General features: G+C 39.4%; 8 protein-coding genes. 3 read left to right on the forward strand and 5 right to left on the reverse strand.

Translation table 11 applies throughout. The annotated features are described in order from the left end of the window. Nucleotides 1-69 precede the first annotated feature (69 nt). Entirely contained in the window at nt 70-6030 is a 5961-nt protein-coding gene (locus HNQ85_RS07545) for an S-layer homology domain-containing protein (RefSeq protein ID WP_181537135.1), read from the forward strand. 116 nt (nt 6031-6146) lie between these two features. Next, the gene (locus HNQ85_RS07550) at nt 6147-6503 is read left to right on the forward strand and encodes a hypothetical protein (protein WP_181537136.1); all 357 of its coding nucleotides are present in this window, start codon (nt 6147-6149) and stop codon (nt 6501-6503) included. A gap of 30 nt (nt 6504-6533) precedes the next feature. On the opposite strand, the gene HNQ85_RS07555 is transcribed toward HNQ85_RS07550, so the two are convergent. From HNQ85_RS07555 to HNQ85_RS07565, 3 genes are all read right to left on the reverse strand, one after another. Next, the gene (locus tag HNQ85_RS07555; protein ID WP_181537137.1) at nt 6534-7799 is read right to left on the reverse strand and encodes a polysaccharide deacetylase family protein; all 1266 of its coding nucleotides are present in this window, start codon (nt 7797-7799) and stop codon (nt 6534-6536) included. A gap of 72 nt (nt 7800-7871) precedes the next feature. Next, nucleotides 7872-9077: an efflux RND transporter periplasmic adaptor subunit gene (locus tag HNQ85_RS07560; RefSeq protein WP_181537138.1), complete on the reverse strand. Its 1206-nt coding sequence runs from the start codon at nt 9075-9077 to the stop codon at nt 7872-7874. 30 nt (nt 9078-9107) lie between these two features. After that, entirely contained in the window at nt 9108-9770 is a 663-nt protein-coding gene (locus HNQ85_RS07565; RefSeq protein WP_181537139.1) for a hypothetical protein, read from the reverse strand. Between the two features lie 1008 nt (nt 9771-10778). Here HNQ85_RS07565 and HNQ85_RS07570 point away from each other — a divergent pair. Beyond that, the gene (locus HNQ85_RS07570; RefSeq protein WP_181537140.1) at nt 10779-13286 is read left to right on the forward strand and encodes a phosphodiester glycosidase family protein; all 2508 of its coding nucleotides are present in this window, start codon (nt 10779-10781) and stop codon (nt 13284-13286) included. 90 nt (nt 13287-13376) lie between these two features. On the opposite strand, the gene HNQ85_RS07575 is transcribed toward HNQ85_RS07570, so the two are convergent. Together HNQ85_RS07575 and secA2 are read right to left on the reverse strand one after the other, a co-directional pair. After that, nucleotides 13377-14255: an accessory Sec system S-layer assembly protein gene (locus HNQ85_RS07575; RefSeq protein ID WP_181537141.1), complete on the reverse strand. Its 879-nt coding sequence runs from the start codon at nt 14253-14255 to the stop codon at nt 13377-13379. Between the two features lie 13 nt (nt 14256-14268). After that, the gene (secA2, locus tag HNQ85_RS07580; protein WP_181537142.1) at nt 14269-16635 is read right to left on the reverse strand and encodes an accessory Sec system translocase SecA2; all 2367 of its coding nucleotides are present in this window, start codon (nt 16633-16635) and stop codon (nt 14269-14271) included. Nucleotides 16636-16785 lie beyond the last annotated feature (150 nt).

Here is a 16785-nt window from a genome sequence, read left to right on the forward strand (position 1 = left end):
TCATCAATATCCCTATAATGTAAATTTTGTAATATTTTACATAACTTGATACAAGGAGGGAAGTTGAAAATGCCCCATTCTAGATCGACTCTGGCAAAAGTTATCGCCGCTTGTCTTAGCTTTGCCACAATTTTTTCACCATCTCTGTCTGTTGTGGCGGCAAAATCGACAGAAATTCCAGCACTCCAGCAAACTAGTCCCACTGACAGTCCAACATCACCGCAAGCAGAGCCTGCTAACACCACGACATTGCAGCTTGTACATACTCCTGTTACGACCATCAGCCATCAGCAAGATTTAGTCATTCGTACGAAAGTGGAAAATGGCAGCGAGAATACGACTGTTACCCTTTTTTATCAAACTTCACCGGATTTAGAGTGGAAGTCAAAGCCTTTGACAAAAGGAGAGAATTTCGAGTATTCAGGTACGATTTCCGCTAATGAGTATGTTGGAAAGCAATTATCTTATTACATCGAGGCAAAAGACGGACAGCAAACAACCTACTACCCAGCTAACAAGGAAGAACCAATTCAAGTAACGGTACAAGTGGAAGGAAATGATGACCCGCAGAAAAATCCGAAATTGCTCATTACGGAGATCGTTCCTAATTCACCGAACATAGGAAAAAGCGATGGATACGAGTTTATCGAGATTTACAATAACAGCAATCAACCCATCTCACTGCAAGACTATCAAATGATTTACCGCTATCCCGCGTCTGATCATAAAGAAGATGTCATTTGGAAGTTTGACGACAACAAGACTATTCCAGCCCAGTCCTCATTTGTTGTTTGGATTAAAAATGAATCGAATGAAGAAAAAACAATTGAAGATTTCAACCATATTTATAACTCCGCTGTCAGCGAAGATAGGGTGACGACCATTCACTCGGATGGGATGGCAAATACATCCGAAAGAACGATTATGATCGCTGATTCATTCAATCACGAGATTTCATCGGTACGTTATGTAAAAGAAGATGTTATCGAAAACAAAGGGATTCAATATAAGGTCGTCAATCATCAACCACAGCTTGTCCATATCGGCCTGAGCCATCCAGCAAATCCAGGGAAAATACTCGAAGGACAAGTACCTGATGAACCTGTTCAAGTGAATCAAGATACTCAACCTCCAGTTATTACGCATACACCCGTAACGGAAGGAAAATGGCAGGAAGATATTCAGATTGAAGCGAACGTGATGGATAATGAGAAAGTCGTTAGTGTTGTCTTATCTTATCGTTTTCAAGAAAATGGCGAATATAAGTCCATTCCAATGAAACTAACCAATGCAGAAACAAATAGGTATTCAGCGATTATTCCAAAAGAAAGTATTTTAACCAATGAAGTATTTTATAAAATTGAAGCATTTGACGGAACGAAAAAAGCGGAAACGACAGAACAGAAAATTACCATTGACAGCGGGGCATTTGATGCGCAAAAATTGCCGCCGTTATTCATTACGGAGCTTGTTCCAGATTCAACGAATGTCAATGGACTTGATGGTTACGAATTTATTGAGATTTATAACAACTCCTCAAAAGACATTCATTTAAAAGACTATAAGCTTCACTACCGTTATCCAATGGATGGCCCTGAAGCGGATTTAGTATGGGGAGCGGAAAAAGAAGATATCATCTTGCCGGCAGGAAAAACGATGGTGTTTTGGATTATCAATCAAGGGAATAAAGATAAAACCGTTGCCGATTTTAATAAACATTATGGCACTCAATTAGTCGAAAATGAAAGCATTGTGAAAATTTACTCCAATGGCATGTCCAATGCGAACTATAACGGCATTGCGATTGCGACGAATACGGGTCATGATGTTGCGGTTGCTTATTATAACGATGAACCGAACGTAAAAGACACCGCGGCGGATAAAGGAATTTTATATACGTTTCCAAGAGACGGTTCTCTTATGATGAAAAAATACAGCAGCGCCAAAGAACAGGCAACGCCGGGACAAGTCGCATCGGTACAAGTGCCTCATCAACCTGTTACCATTCCAGAAGACAATGAAGAGCCGGAATTTGAAGATTTAACAACGCAAAAGCAAGTATCAGAATACGAAAATATCCAGATATTGTTTGACGTAAAAGATGATCAACAAGTCAAAACCGTCCGTCTTTTTTACAAACATAATGAAGCGGCAGAATATAAAGCTGTAGATCTGCTTCAGGACTTTAACGACGAATTATATCATTATACGATTTACTCGCCGGAACTAATCGGAAAGGCATTTATTGAATATTACTTAGTCATTTCAGATGGAACGAATGATGTAACAACGGAAAAACAAAAAATCGCTATTATCCAGGAAGAGAAGAAGCAAGGAGTCAGACTGAATGTAACGGACAAAACCATTTTGAATAAAACCGCAATCATTAAAGCCAGTTCAGATGATATCACAAGCACAATGATTGAAATGGATTCAAAAGATGTCACTGCCGAAACAAAACCGGCTCTAGAAGATCAAGCTTATTTTGCGGTAGATGTGAAGAAAACCAATCTTTATTTTAAAAATGGAATCACAATCGGAGACGAAGTATTGCTTATCTTTGATGATACGATCAATCAATATGTTACTTTAACCGTGCCAATTGATCCAAAGCACTTTGAGAAAGGCAAAGGAACGACGATTTCCGTTCGTTCAGGTACAAAAGTCTCTCCATTTGATCAAGAGTCAGAAGAAAACCGTGATGATTTTTATATTAAAAATGCCAGATTAGTATTGAAAGACGGCACGGTTCTTTATGATTCCAACTATACAGATCCTGAAAAAGAAATTTCTGTAGGGGATGGAGCGTCATCGCAGGAAACGGTCGATTTTACTTTTACCATCCCTGATGAAAAGTACAATGCCAAAGCGTATGTGTGGGATACGACGAAAGCAGCGGAAGGGACTCATGTTATCAAAGCAACGGACGGAAAGAACACGGTAACTGCCAAAGTAAAAGTGGATAACACTGTTCCAGTGATGATTCCTTCGATTGAAGAAGGAAAAGAGTATAAAGGGGAATTTACGATTGATGCAGAGACGAAGGATGAAATCGCTGGAGTAAGTAAAGTGGAAGCCACTTTAGACGGCAAACCAATCACCTTGCCATTTGCGACGTCATCCGCTGAATTATCCAAAGGGGAACATACGTTAATTTTGAAAGCGGTCGACCATGTCGGGAACTCTGCATCTAAAACGGTCACATTTTCTACGGTGGAGGAGCATTCTTTCAGCCCTGAAGTCATTTCACCTAAAAATCAAGAAGAAAATGTATCGACATCGCCTAAATTAAAGGTGAAAGTTTCTGACCCTACGAGAGATGATTTACATGTGACATTCTTCAAAGGGTATCAATACGAGCCAGGGGAAAAGGAAAACTTGTCCATTTATCAAAACAACGTTGACCGTGAACCGCCTAAAGAGATGATTCCTCACGGAGAGACAGCATTAACGAATGAAGAACGAAAAAAATTAGAAAAAGCAGACTCTCAATATGTGACAACGAAATCCATAACGAAGTTTCCGTATCAACGTTTTCAAGTAAAATTAGATCAAGAAATCGATGCGAATGATGAAATCGAATTAAATTGGGAGGGGAAATCCCTTTTAGGCCGAAAAGTAACGATGTATGTCTGGAATTACACGGAAAACCAATGGGAAGCGGTGAGCTGGAAAGTAGCCGAAAACAATGAAAACTTTACATTGCGTGGAACGGTGAAAGGGGCAGATTATATAAAAGGCCAAACTGTGCAAGTCATCGTGCAGGATGAAACGGCTGCAACTACCCAATTTGATTACACCTTTGTCTGGATGTCTGACACGCAATATTATTCGAAAAGTTATCCGCATATTTTTAAGCGAATGACAGAGTGGATCGCGGCAAAGCAACAAGAGTTAAACATTAAATATGTTTTCCATACGGGTGACATAGTCGATGCCGCGGCAGACGAAATACAGTGGCACAACGCAAATGACGCGATGAGCGTTCTTGACAAGCAAAACATCCCATACGGCGTGTTGGCTGGAAATCATGATGTTGGTCATAAAACAGGCGACTATAACCAATACAGCAAATACTTTGGCGAACAACGTTTTAAAGGAAAAGACTATTACGGAGAATCGTATAAAAACAATCGCGGGCATTACGATCTGATAAGCGTAAACGGAAACGATTTCATTATGATTTACATGGGATGGGGTGTTAGTGACGACGATATTGCTTGGATGAATCAAGTGCTTGCGAAATATCCTGACCGAATGGCGATTTTGAATTTCCATGAATATTTGCTTGTCTCAGGAAACCGCAGCCCGATTGGCAATAAAATTTATGAGGAAGTTGTTGTACCGAATAAAAACGTAATTGCAGTGCTTTGTGGACATTATCATGACAGCGAAACATTAATTGATGAAATCGATGATAACAAAGACGGCACGCCGGACCGCAAAGTATATCAAATGCTCGCTAACTACCAGGGCGGACCTGAAGGCGGACAGGGATTTATGCGGCTATTTCACGTAAGTCCTGTTGAAAACAAAATTTATGTCAAAACATACTCCCCATACTTAAACCGATACAACTATTATGATAGTGCCACATACCCTGGAAAAGACGAATTTGTCATTGATTTAAATTTGCAACCACGAGAAAAAGTAGTAGCGACAGACAAATTTGAAGTAAATGTTTTTACAGATGAAAAAATTGGCGTAGCAGCTAAAGTGAGAGACAATGAAACAGCTGAGGTTGAATGGAAGAATCTATCGGCGGAAAAAGAGTATGGATGGTATGTTATTGCGCGTGATGATTTTAAGGGAACATCCCGTTCAACTATTTGGACTTTCATAACCAGGAAACAGACGGCTAATCCAGGAACTGGCGGGAACGGCGGGACAACAACGCCAATACCGGAACAGCCTGAAGGAGAGGTTATAAACGTTACGGAAGAAATGGTCAAAGAAACGGACCAGGATTGGAAGATTGATTTAACAAAATCGAACCAAACCGCCAATATGACTGTTTCGCTCGCAAAAGATATCGCTGACAAAATGGCCAATAGTAATAAACCTTTAACTCTTGTTGTCAATACCCATTATACAGTTTCGCTGTCTCCGGGGAATGTAAAATATATAAATGGAAAATCAGGCTCCGGTATAAACATACGTTTAAAAGAACGAAAGCAGCAAGACTTTGAACAACCTCCTGTTCAACAAATAAAGTCTACGATTTTAGATGTGACAATTACGAATGACCAAAAAGAAGCAATCAGCCAATTCCCTGAACCGATTGAGCTCTACTTAAAGGTTCAAAAGCCGGTTCAAAAAGATAAGACAACAGGCGCGTATTACAATGAAGAACTTAAAAAATGGGAATATGCAGGAGGACAATTGAGAGGCGATTATTGGGTTATTCCAACAGAACATTTATCCACTTTTGCTGTCATTTTTAACGATAAAACATTTAAAGATATTCATCAACATTGGGCGAAGAGAGAGATTGAATCGCTCGCTTCAAAATGGGTGATTCATGGAAAAACGGACGATACATTTGCGCCAGAGCAAAAATTGACAAGAGCGGAATTTGCTGTGTTGCTTGTAAGAGCGATGCAAATACGCACAGAAGAGTATAAAGGGATTTTTAAGGATGTTCCAATGGAAAAAGCATGGGCTGCTCAATCAATAGAAGCTGCATACCGCGCGGGAATCGTTTACGGAGCGAAAGATGGCTCCTTTCATCCGGATGCGAATATCACTCGAGAGCAGATGGCAGCGATGATGATACGTGCGATTGAATATAAAAATGAAAAACTGTTACAATCCCTTCCATTAAATAAGAAATTTAATGATATGAAACAAATCAATGATTATGCTAAAAAAGCCGTTTTACAAGCAGCCGAGCTTGGAATTATTTTCGGTCGCTCCAACGGCAACTTCGAACCAAAGAAACAAACAACACGCGCCGAAACAGCCGTCATGCTCTACCGCATGCTAAACGTGTTGGGGTCTGACCCCCAACACGTTAAAGTGTTAAAGTAAGAGGTTGATCCATCAGTGTCTGACCTCACGCACCATATATGGTAGTTGTGGGGTCTGACACTTCGAACGGACAATTTACAGGAAAATATGATTCTCCGTATCATGGAGACTACGAAATGGAACCGGAAATGACGGTTTCAACGGATGGTAAGTACATTTTTAATCATGCAGGAACCATCTTCCGTGCAACGACTTTAAAAAGTACAAACATGACATATGTAACAACGATTGATCCATTTTCAGCCATTGCATTCGATCCGGCACAAGGCGTATTTTATACGAGTGACGCTGACTTCGTTACTATGTACGATAGCACATCGTTTGAAATTCTTAATAGCTGGTTTGTGGACGGATACGTCGATAAGTTGTTTGTACGTAACGGAAAGGTCATCATGTTGACAACAGAAATGCCTTACGAAAACGACGTAGAAGTTCAATCGGTTCAAATTTTTGATCCGAATGAGAATGAGTAAAAGGATCATTGATAGAAAAATGGTGCTGACCTAAAACAATGGGTCAGCACCATTTTTAGAAGGGGATTGCTCAGTATATGTCCCATTTAGTTTTTTAATAAAATCATCCATGGAATGTCTAGGCCCGATTCCTTGTCTTTTAAGCAGAAATGGATCATCGCCTATTTTTACATTTCCTGTTTCTGTAGTAAATGCCATGGTAATTCCGACCGATTTAGCTGCTTGAATCGTTTTTTCATCATATTGTCCCCACGGATATGCTAAATATTTAACATTTTCTGCTCCCTTATGATGTTTTCCGATCACTTGTTGTCCTTGCATGAAATCTGCTTGAATTTCCTCAAATGACTTCTCAATTAGAAAAGGTACATTTGTTTCTCTGTTTCTAAGATGCATGTTATATGTATGATGTTGAAAGTCAAATACATCACTCGTGTTTTTCATGGTGATCGCGCTAAAATATTGCAAAGAGTCAGGGTCAAAGGGAGTTTCGGACAGTCTGATTCTTGAGACAATTAAAAATTGAGTGGCCTTCAATTTATACTTTTTGAGAATAGGATATGCATATTTGGTGCTGCTTAACAGCCCGTCATCAAATGTAATAACGGCAATTTTACCAACGAGGTTCGCTCGTTTATTTAAATAGTCTTCTAGCTCTTGCAGGTGAATCGTTCGATATTTTTGTTTGTGTAAATACTGCATTTGTTCTTCAAATGCATTTACCGAAATGACCATACTGTTGTTTTTAAACATTTTATTTTCTTCGTCTCTTAACATATGATGATACATCAGAACAGGAACGCCATAATCATCAATGACATTCTTTTTATGAATATAACCGCGGCGATTTCCAAAGTTAATTTCTAGCCAATTTCCATTAACAGAGACAATCGGGTACCTTATATTTGTATTGATAATAGCAAACCCTTTTTGGTTTGAAGAAATACTATTATATACAACCGTTTGTCTCGTTGTAATGACAGTTGATTGTGAGTTCTTTCGAGCGGTGTCATCGTTATCATGAACAGCCTGGTTTATCAACTCTACTTTATGATTCTTTTCTAAAAATGCTTGGTCATTTCCAAATTGAATATAATAATAGTTTTCGTCTTCATGAAGAAGTGGGAAAGTTTGTCCCGACAACAATGTTCCCACTCTCACTCGATCATCTGCAATAAAGTCATATATCGGCGTGTCTGTATAGACTTTTATATATTGGGTAGAAGCCCCATGGACTTTGTCCGCCAATATAAATAAACTAGCAAATAATATAAAAGGCAATAGCCGCTTTCTCAAAACCTTTCCCCCATTAATCTATCGATTCAACGAATTTCCTGAAATCTATCATTTAAAGAGTTTTTATATGTTTTATTTAGTAAAAAATCCGTTAAGGAATTGTTTCAGCATTTCCCGTTTTGACCCTTCTTTTATCATTTTCTTGTCGATTTGTTTCCAGTCAAGCGTTGTTATGACAGCCATTCCGTTATCCATCTGTTTTGTTGGATGTAAAACGATTCGTTCTTTTTCTTTGATTCCTTCAAGTATTTCTTGGTTTGTTCCCTGTTTCATTCCCAGCTTCACTTTTCGCTTTTCTAGTTGGCCATTTTGGATGACATAAACAAACGATTTCGTTCCTTCTTTCCATACGGCTTGATGTGGCACGGTAATGATGCCGTTTTTCTCTTTCGTAATAATCGTTACATCTACATGGTAGCCAAGGCGAAGCTGTTCTGCTTGTTCTTTGAGCTGTATGGTAAATGGATACTCGCTTTTTTGTTTAACGCTTGCTTCTTCAATAGGTAGTTTGCCGATGTCCATAATAGAGCCTGTTAATTTTTGATTTGGGAAGGTTCGCGGTGTGACAATGGCATTTTGTCCGACAGATAGCTTTTCGATTTCTTCTTCTGAAATTTTTCCTTTAATAACAGGTGGAATGGAAGCAATCGTAATGAGCGGTTTGGTTGTGTCATAACCGATTTCCTCAACAATGCCAGAAATTTCGCTTTTTACAACGAGTTGCTCACTTTTCTCCGTTACCGCCTTCAATTGCTGTTCGCATTCTTCTAATTCTAATTCCAGTAACGTTTGTTCATATTCTGTTTGTTTAATGCTTTGCTCTAGTTCTTGTAGTTCTTTATCTAATTGCTCTTTTTCAAGATTTTCAGATTGTAAGGAAGATTTCATTGTTTCGTAATGTTGAATATCAGCAGCTAGTTTTTCGATTTGTTCATCGATTCGTTGCTTTTTTAACTCTAATCGCTCTTTTTCATTGTCTAATTCCGTACTTTCATATTGTAAAAGAGGCGTGCCGACTTGCACTTCTTGCCCTTTTTTAACAAGGATTTGGTCAATTGGACCTAACTCTGGATTGTAATAAATTGATTGCCGGTCTGACGGTGCAGCCATCCCGACGGTTTTTACTGTTTCTTTCATATCTGTCTTTGTTGCTGAGCTGATTTGATTGACATAGACAGACTTTGGAATTTTGCTTTCTTTATAAAAAATGAAGTAAAGGTTTGTGCACACAACTATAACAATTGCGACAATAAGCAAATAAATCTTCCATCGTTTCAACGACATTCCCACCTTTAAGTGCGAAATAGGTTATAAAAGTTTTTCAAACGGAATATCAGTCAAGATTGCTGATAATAAAGCGAAAAAGACGTAGACGGCAATGACGGCTGTCATGATCGCGCGTTTTGGTTTTTCCGTTAATTGTTCAAGGGCAACCATTTGAATGAGCATTGCCCAGATAGAAAATAATGAAATGGAGCGGAGTAACGTCCATACAAAAGGACTGTCGGTTATGTATGGCCCCAAAACGCCAAGTGTAAACGGTGAAAATGTATCTTTTATTCCTAAAAATAATTGTAATGGGAAGAGAAGGATTTCTTCCAGCACATAAATGAGTAGAACGCTAGCGTGAATAGCTAATAGTTTCACAAAATTGACATCAAAAAGAAAGAAAAAAATCGCCGAAGAAAGGAATAGAAATAATAAAGGGATTATCAATCCACCTAACACATGACCGAGAGCAAAAAAGAACTGTGCAAGTACAAATTGCTCTTTTGTATACTGCTCCATTTTCCCTATTAGTTCTTCTGTTCCAATCCCGTAATAAGCACGAAGGAATGAAATGATAGCGCTCAAAAGTAAAACAAGAAGAATTTTTCCTGTTATATTTTTCACATATTCTGCTTCTTTAAGTTGAGAAAATTTTATTTTTGGTCGAAACATTCCCTTTAACAGCTCGACATGATATATCATTTTGCAAGCCTCCAGCATGCATAGTTTTATTGGGTAGACATAAACATATTGTAATGGATTTTTTGACAAATTTAAACAATATTTTTTGGGAAGTCCTGTTTATGTAAGAGGAAGAAATAAGGAGAGAAAAAAAAGCAAAAAAAAAGATAAGCCAGTTAAGGGAGTTGTAAACTGGCTTATCAACCTAAGGCTTATCGCAACTTTATTCTACAACATTCGACAAAATTTGTCGAGAAGTAATTTTTTACATTGATCGATTTTTTGCCTGAATGATAGAGATATCATTAGAAAATCAGTGAAATAGGGAGAAATAATCATGGTTACCAATTCGACAATTAACGACAAGGTTGGTTTCATTCTAATAAATAATACGGAGAATATGGGTTGCTTTAGGGGATAGACAGTAAAACTAGCATGAATGTTTTGTATGCTTCATAAGCAGTACGTCTGCAGGATCAAAGAACGAGGTTGTATAATCGGTTCATTCTATGTAAAGTCGTTCACATATCGTACCGAAACAGCATAATTGGAAATTTCAGCAAACAGAAATGTTCTTCATGATCACTTGGATTGGTTAATCGGAGAAAATCGACCTTTTTGTAAAAATGGTGAATAGTGAATATTTGTTTAATATAATGATATCCAAAGTTTGAAAAATATTCGTATTTAGGTAATTAATGATTAATAAAGGTTATTCATACAATTTATCTAATATTTTCATATTTTTACTTGTATAGGATACTAGTTGTGGTAGAATAAAAGTGAAGTCCATCTTCCGTTTTGTATTGAATATAGAGTAGAGTGCGATGGACGGGTTGATGCCGGGAAAGATATCTACAGTTTTGTAGATATCTTTTCTTTTTTTGTAAAAAATTAAAAAGGATGGCGAGAAGATTGTCGAATCTATTGGATTTTAATGGAAATATAAATATAATAATTTATTAGTTTGTAGTAACGAAAATAAGGGGGATATCCAAAATTATGAAATTACTTAGGAGAATATTCTTATTGTCGATCATAGTCGTTTGGATGCAGTCCATCGTTTCTTACCCTTTCGTGAAAGCAGCGCAGTATAAAGAACAAATAAAAATTTCACAAGGGGTGACATTGATCAAAGAACGAAAAGCTAGTTCGGGGAAAAATTATGCCTTTCATGTTCTAGATGTTCAGCTTTCTACACCCTATACGACAGTTGAGCTCGGGCTGCCTAATCCATTGACAAAATTAACAACTACATCATCGCTGGCGAAGCAGCATACATATTCGGGACACCGTGTCATCGGAGCGATCAATGGGTCGTTTTTCCATGTGGACAGTGGAGAGCCAGCCTATTTGCTTGCAAAAGATAATAAGATTATTAATTTAGGAGCTGTTTCCTACGATTCTAACGACTATATGCATACTCCCGCTGCTTTTGGCATTTCTAAAGACGGGAAGGCGATTGTCGATTCATTTCAGTTAGATATTAAACTTTCGCATCATGGAAAAACATACAAAATCGACTCATTTAATAAGGCGCGGGATGATAACGAAAGTATTTTGTATACATCAAGCTATCGATTTCCTAATACGAGAACGAATCCATATGGACTGGAAGTCGTTGTTGCCAATGTGACCAAGCGAATTGATGGAGAAGCAAAATTTGGCGAGAAAATTCAAGGAAAAGTCATATCCATTCGTCCGTATGGCCAGAAAAGCAGTGCAACGATTCCGAAGGACGGTTTTGTCATCTCCGCCCAAGGGGAAAAAGTGGAAGCTATTCGACAGCTATCCATCGGCGATCAGGTTGAATTAACCATTGATCTTAATAGCCAATGGAAAGATAGCAAATTTATGGTGGCAAGCGGTCCATTGCTTGTGCAAAAAGGAAAAGTGCAAATGACGATTGATGAAAGAAGCCCGCGTGCTTATGAACGTCATCCTCATTCGGCAGTTGCGATTGACCAAACGGGAACGCGCGTGTTTCTTGTTACAGTAGATGGCCGGAAAAGCGGCTACAGCAACGGAATGACTTTAAAAGAATTTGCACAGTATATCGTTCAGCTTGGTGGCTATCAAGCTATTAATTTGGATGGCGGCGGTTCTACAACGATGGTGGCTCGAAATCCTGGTAAAACGTTTGCGACCATTGTGAACTCACCGTCTGATGGAAGGGAAAGAGCGGTTTCTTCTATTTTAGAGGTAGTCAATACCGCTCCTTTAGGTGAGCCTTCTTATTTATCCGCTGCGCAAGCACAATCTGGAAAAATTGCTGTTGGCGGAAAAGTAGCTTACAAGCTTCATTATGTATTAGACCAATATTATAATCCGCTTTCGTTTTCCAATGATAAAATCACATTAGAAGTCATCGGAAATATTGGACGTGCGGAAGGAAACGTGTTTGTGGCCGAAAAGCCGGGAAGTGGATATGTGATTGTCAAATACGGAAAAGCGCAGCAAAAACTTCCGGTAACAGTGGTATCCAGCCCGCATCAGTTATCCGTTGAACCTAAGTCGCTTGTGATTGGCAAAGGAAAATCACAGAAAATCACAGTTAAAGCTTTAGACGAAAACGGCAAACCGTTCAATTTTGGGCCAGAGGCCGTGACATGGTCGGTTTCCGGCGGTGTTGGGAAGATGGATAAAAATGGTGTGTTTACAGCAGGAGAACGGGAAGGCAGCGGTTCCATCAAAGCGGTATTTGGAAACAAATCAGTAACGATTCCTGTTCAAGTAACGGACAAGCCGGTTGTTTTGGACTCCTTTGATTCTTTCGCTAATTGGAAAACGGAAAATATTCGGGCGAGCTCATCCATTAGCGCTGTCGGTAAAGAGGAAGCCCAAGAGGGAAAAGGAGCGGTTAAGCTCACATATAATTTTTCTCTTGGCAAGGCCGGAACGGCAGCTTCATATCTTGTTGCGAAAAAGCCGATTCATCTTGCCGGAAAGCCGGACTCGATTGGTCTTTGGGTATATGGAGATGGAAAAGGACATTGGCTCCGTGGGAAAGTACGTGACGGGAACGGCAAGGAAGTAACCATTGATTTCACAAAGGAAGGTGGACTCGATTGGTACGGGTGGAAATATGTTCAGGCGAAGCTTCCTGAAAATATCGCGCTTCCAATCCGTTTGGAAAAAATGTATGTCGCCGAGCCTGCCGCGGCTAAACAAGGAAAGGGCGTTTTATATTTTGATAAAGTTCAAGCTGTCTATAGCTCAAGCCACAAAGAGAAATATTTTGAATCTAACGCAAATGCAAAAAAAGTAGATAAAATGAAAACATGGACAGTAACGTTTAATATGCCGTTAAACCCTAAGACCGTGACAGCTAAAACGGTCTATGTCGAAGATCAATTCGGCAACCGTCAAGATATTTCCGTCCAGCTTGATCAAACAGAGAAAGTTGTGAAGGTTTACGCCCCAGGTTCAGCTTATAAAGAAGGAACCTTCTACCGTCTCGTCATTACAAAAGGGGTTGCTTCAAAGAAAGGCAAGGCACTTGTTAAAGACTATAAAACCATTTTCTTCGTTCAATAGTTTACCTATAAAAAAGAAGCTTGTTACCCATGAAGGTAACAGGCTTCTTTGTTTTTTCATCACCTAAAAAATCGGCGTTTAGCGACGTTTTTATTGTTGTTGGATTGGATACACTTTCCATTTACTTAAGTCCGGTGATGTTTTTTGTACTAACTCTTTTGGGAAAATGAATGTCCAAGGTTTTGTCGTATTCGCTTTGACTTCGAAATGGTCGAGCGTAAATCCACCGCGGGCAATGACCTCGCCGGAAGCGTCCTCTACTTGAAGAGGAAGCTGCTGAATCTGGATGTTTTGCTCGCTGCCGTTGCGAATGAAAACCGTTACGTGTAATTCGTGTTCCTCTGTCAGCTTTGCCTGCAAGCCAAGAAAGTTTACTTCACCTGGCTTTGGTGGTTCGAGCTGCGCAACAAGCTGACGCAATTTTTCTTTATCCTCATCGGAGAGACTTTGCTCCCAGCTCTCTTCTAAATCTAAACGATGCTGCGGCTTTAACTCGAAAGCAAGTTTCCAACCTTCATTCGGAATTTCATCGGTTTTTAGAATAGAATTTTCAAAGATAAAATGCCAAGGACGGCTGCTTTTTGCCGGAATCTCGCCAAGTTCCTCTAAATCAAATTGCTTTCGGGCGATGATTTTATTGTCCGGGCTTAACAATAAAAGCGTTGCTTTTTCCAGTTTGATAGGCTTGGACAAGCTGTGGCGCACAAAGGCCGATACAATCACATAATCCGTCTCTCTTGCTAAATCAATGCCGGACAGCGAAATTTGATTTGGTTTTAACGGCTTTAGTTCGTTATTTAAAAATCGCAGCACATATTGTTGCTCGAGAGGAAGATTCCATGACGGATGTAAGGAAAGCTCCGTCTCAATTTCCTCATCATTCGCCACATCTGTTTCGCTGACTAGTTCTTGGGCGGAAACAGCACTGTCTTCTCCGCTTTTTTTCTTTTTCTTAAAAAATGATAACAATGCAGACACCTCCTTATTCATTTGTATGGCTTTGCATGAATGGTCTGATTAGCTGAGAAAGATGAAAACTGATTTCTCTTTCAATTGTGTTGTACATCATTGTAAATAGTTCGAATCCTTCTTTTTGATACAGTCTCATCGGGTCTTCTTGCTGATAGTAACGCATGCCGATTCCTTCTTTTAAGCGTGTCATATTTTCTAAGTGTTTAATCCAATTTTGATCAATGGTGATCAGCATTACTTGTTTTAACGTTGTTTGCAGCTCTTCGTGTTCTTTCCAGTTTTCTAGATGATGGATATAGGAATCTAGTACACGATTTACTTGCTCTTTTACTTCGTCCATGTCTTCTAATGGACGTGTAAACGAGATTTGCTCCGGATACATAAGATTGCTTAGTTCTGCAGCAAGAGCCTCAAGATCCCATTCTTCCGGTATTTGTTCTTCTGAGCAATATTTTTCGATGAGTTGGTTACATGCTGATTGAATCATCGGAATGATGAGAGCAAGTCTATCATTCTCTTTTAATACTTTATCGCGAATGTGGTAGACTACGTTTCGTTGCTCATTTATAACGTCGTCTAGCTTTAAATTGTATTCTCTCATGGAGAAGTTCGCACCTTCGACAATTCGTTGTACTTTGTCGACAAATTCATGAATATCTTTGTTTAAGATCCGTCCAGTCTCATCGGTTTTCAATTTTTGTTTTAGCTTTTCTGTTTCTTCTTTGGCAAAGCGACGGAACATATCATCTTCAAGCGAAATGAAGAATTGACTGGAGCCTGGATCGCCTTGGCGCCCAGCTCGGCCTTTCAGCTGGTTATCGATTCTTCGGCTTTCATGGCGTTCTGTTCCTATTACATGAAGCCCGCCCAACTCTGCAACGCCTTCTCCTAAAATAATGTCCGTTCCGCGTCCGGCCATATTCGTCGCAATGGTAATGCGGCCGCGTTGTCCAGCTTGTGCGATTAATTCTGCTTCTTGCTCAACGGTTTTTGCATTCAACAATTCATATGGTAAGTTTTCTTGATCGAGATATTCGGCTAATTTTTCCGATTGAAGAATTGAAGTGGTGCCGATTAAAACCGGCTGCCCTTTTTCATGACGTTTTTTTACTTCTTTTACAACCGCTACGTATTTGTCATGTTTTGTTGCATATACGTTATCAGGCAGATCGACGCGTATTTTCGGTCTGTTGGTCGGAATAGAAATAACATCCATTCCATAGACATGCTGGAATTCTTTTTCTTCTGTTTTCGCGGTTCCTGTCATGCCTGATAAAATCGGATACATACGGAAGTAGTTTTGAATCGTAATCGAAGCTTGTGTTTTGTTTTCTTCCGTGATTTCCAGGCCTTCTTTGGCTTCAATTGCTTGATGAAGCCCGTCGCTTAATGTACGTCCTTCCATAATTCGGCCCGTAAACATGTCCACAAGCAACACTTTACCGTCACGGACGATGTAATCGACATCGCGCTTAAATATAACGTGCGCCCGTAAAGCTTGAATGACATAGTGGTAAAGAGTTTGATGTTGTAAATCGTAGAGATTGTCAACGCCAAACGCTTTTTCCACTTTTTCAATACCTGTATCCGTCAAGCTTGTCGCTTTTGTTTCCTCATCGTATGTGTAATCAACATCGCGTTGGAACCGTTTTGCCAAACGTGCTGCAATATAATGAAGCTCAGGGCTCGATTGCATTTTGCCTGCGATAATGAGTGGTGTTTTCGCTTCATCGATTAAAACACTGTCTATTTCGTCGATAATCGCGTAATGGTAAGGGCGCTGAACTTTATCAGAAAGCTGGTACACCATGTTATCGCGCAAATAATCGAATCCGAACTCCGTACCGATTCCATATGTAATATCAGCTTGATATGCTTGTCTCTTTTCTTCCGGGGACATCATTGGAAGATTGAGACCTACTGTAAGGCCAAGAAATTCGTGAATTTGACCAATTAAGTTTCTGTCGCGTTTGGCCAAATAGTCGTTGACGGTGATCACATGAACACCTTTTCCTTCAAGCGCCCGCAAGTAGCTTGGAAGCGAGGCGACAAGCGTTTTTCCTTCTCCAGTCGCCATTTCAGCGATATTTCCTTCCGCTAAGACAAGACCGCCAATGAGCTGTACGTCAAAATGGCGCATGCCAAGTATGCGTTTGGCAGCTTCCCTTACAACAGCGAACGCTTCTACTTTAATGTCATCGATTGACTTTCCTGAAGCTAACTGTTCTTTGAAATATACCGTTTTAGCTTGCAATTCTTGATCGGTTAGTTTTTCTATTTGAGGTTCAAGTGCATTGATTTGTTCAACAAGTTTTCTATATTTTTTTAATCGGCGTTCGTTCACGTCTCCTATTGTTTTCTTCAAAAGTGAAAGCATGCCTACTTACGCTCCTTATTCCAAATTCTAATATAGTATACCAAATTAGCCATAATTAAGAAATGTGAATAATTGGTATAATATTCTATTTGGAATGGCGGAAGCTTTAACAGGAAATAGGGGGATACGAAGCTTGTCTGAAAGCAAACA

The sequence above is a fragment of the [Anoxybacillus] calidus genome, assembly GCF_013760845.1.
In the GTDB taxonomy this organism is placed as follows: domain Bacteria; phylum Bacillota; class Bacilli; order Bacillales; family Anoxybacillaceae; genus Paranoxybacillus; species Paranoxybacillus calidus.

Excerpts from the sequence above, each read along its gene's own strand:
- HNQ85_RS07550 (WP_181537136.1), top strand. The coding sequence starts at position 6,147 with ATGGAACCGGAAATGACGGTTTCAACGGATGGTAAGTACATTTTTAAT.
- HNQ85_RS07565 (WP_181537139.1), bottom strand. The coding sequence starts at position 9,770 with ATGATATATCATGTCGAGCTGTTAAAGGGAATGTTTCGACCAAAAATA.
- HNQ85_RS07545 (WP_181537135.1), top strand. The coding sequence starts at position 70 with ATGCCCCATTCTAGATCGACTCTGGCAAAAGTTATCGCCGCTTGTCTT.
- secA2 (WP_181537142.1), bottom strand. The coding sequence starts at position 16,635 with ATGCTTTCACTTTTGAAGAAAACAATAGGAGACGTGAACGAACGCCGA.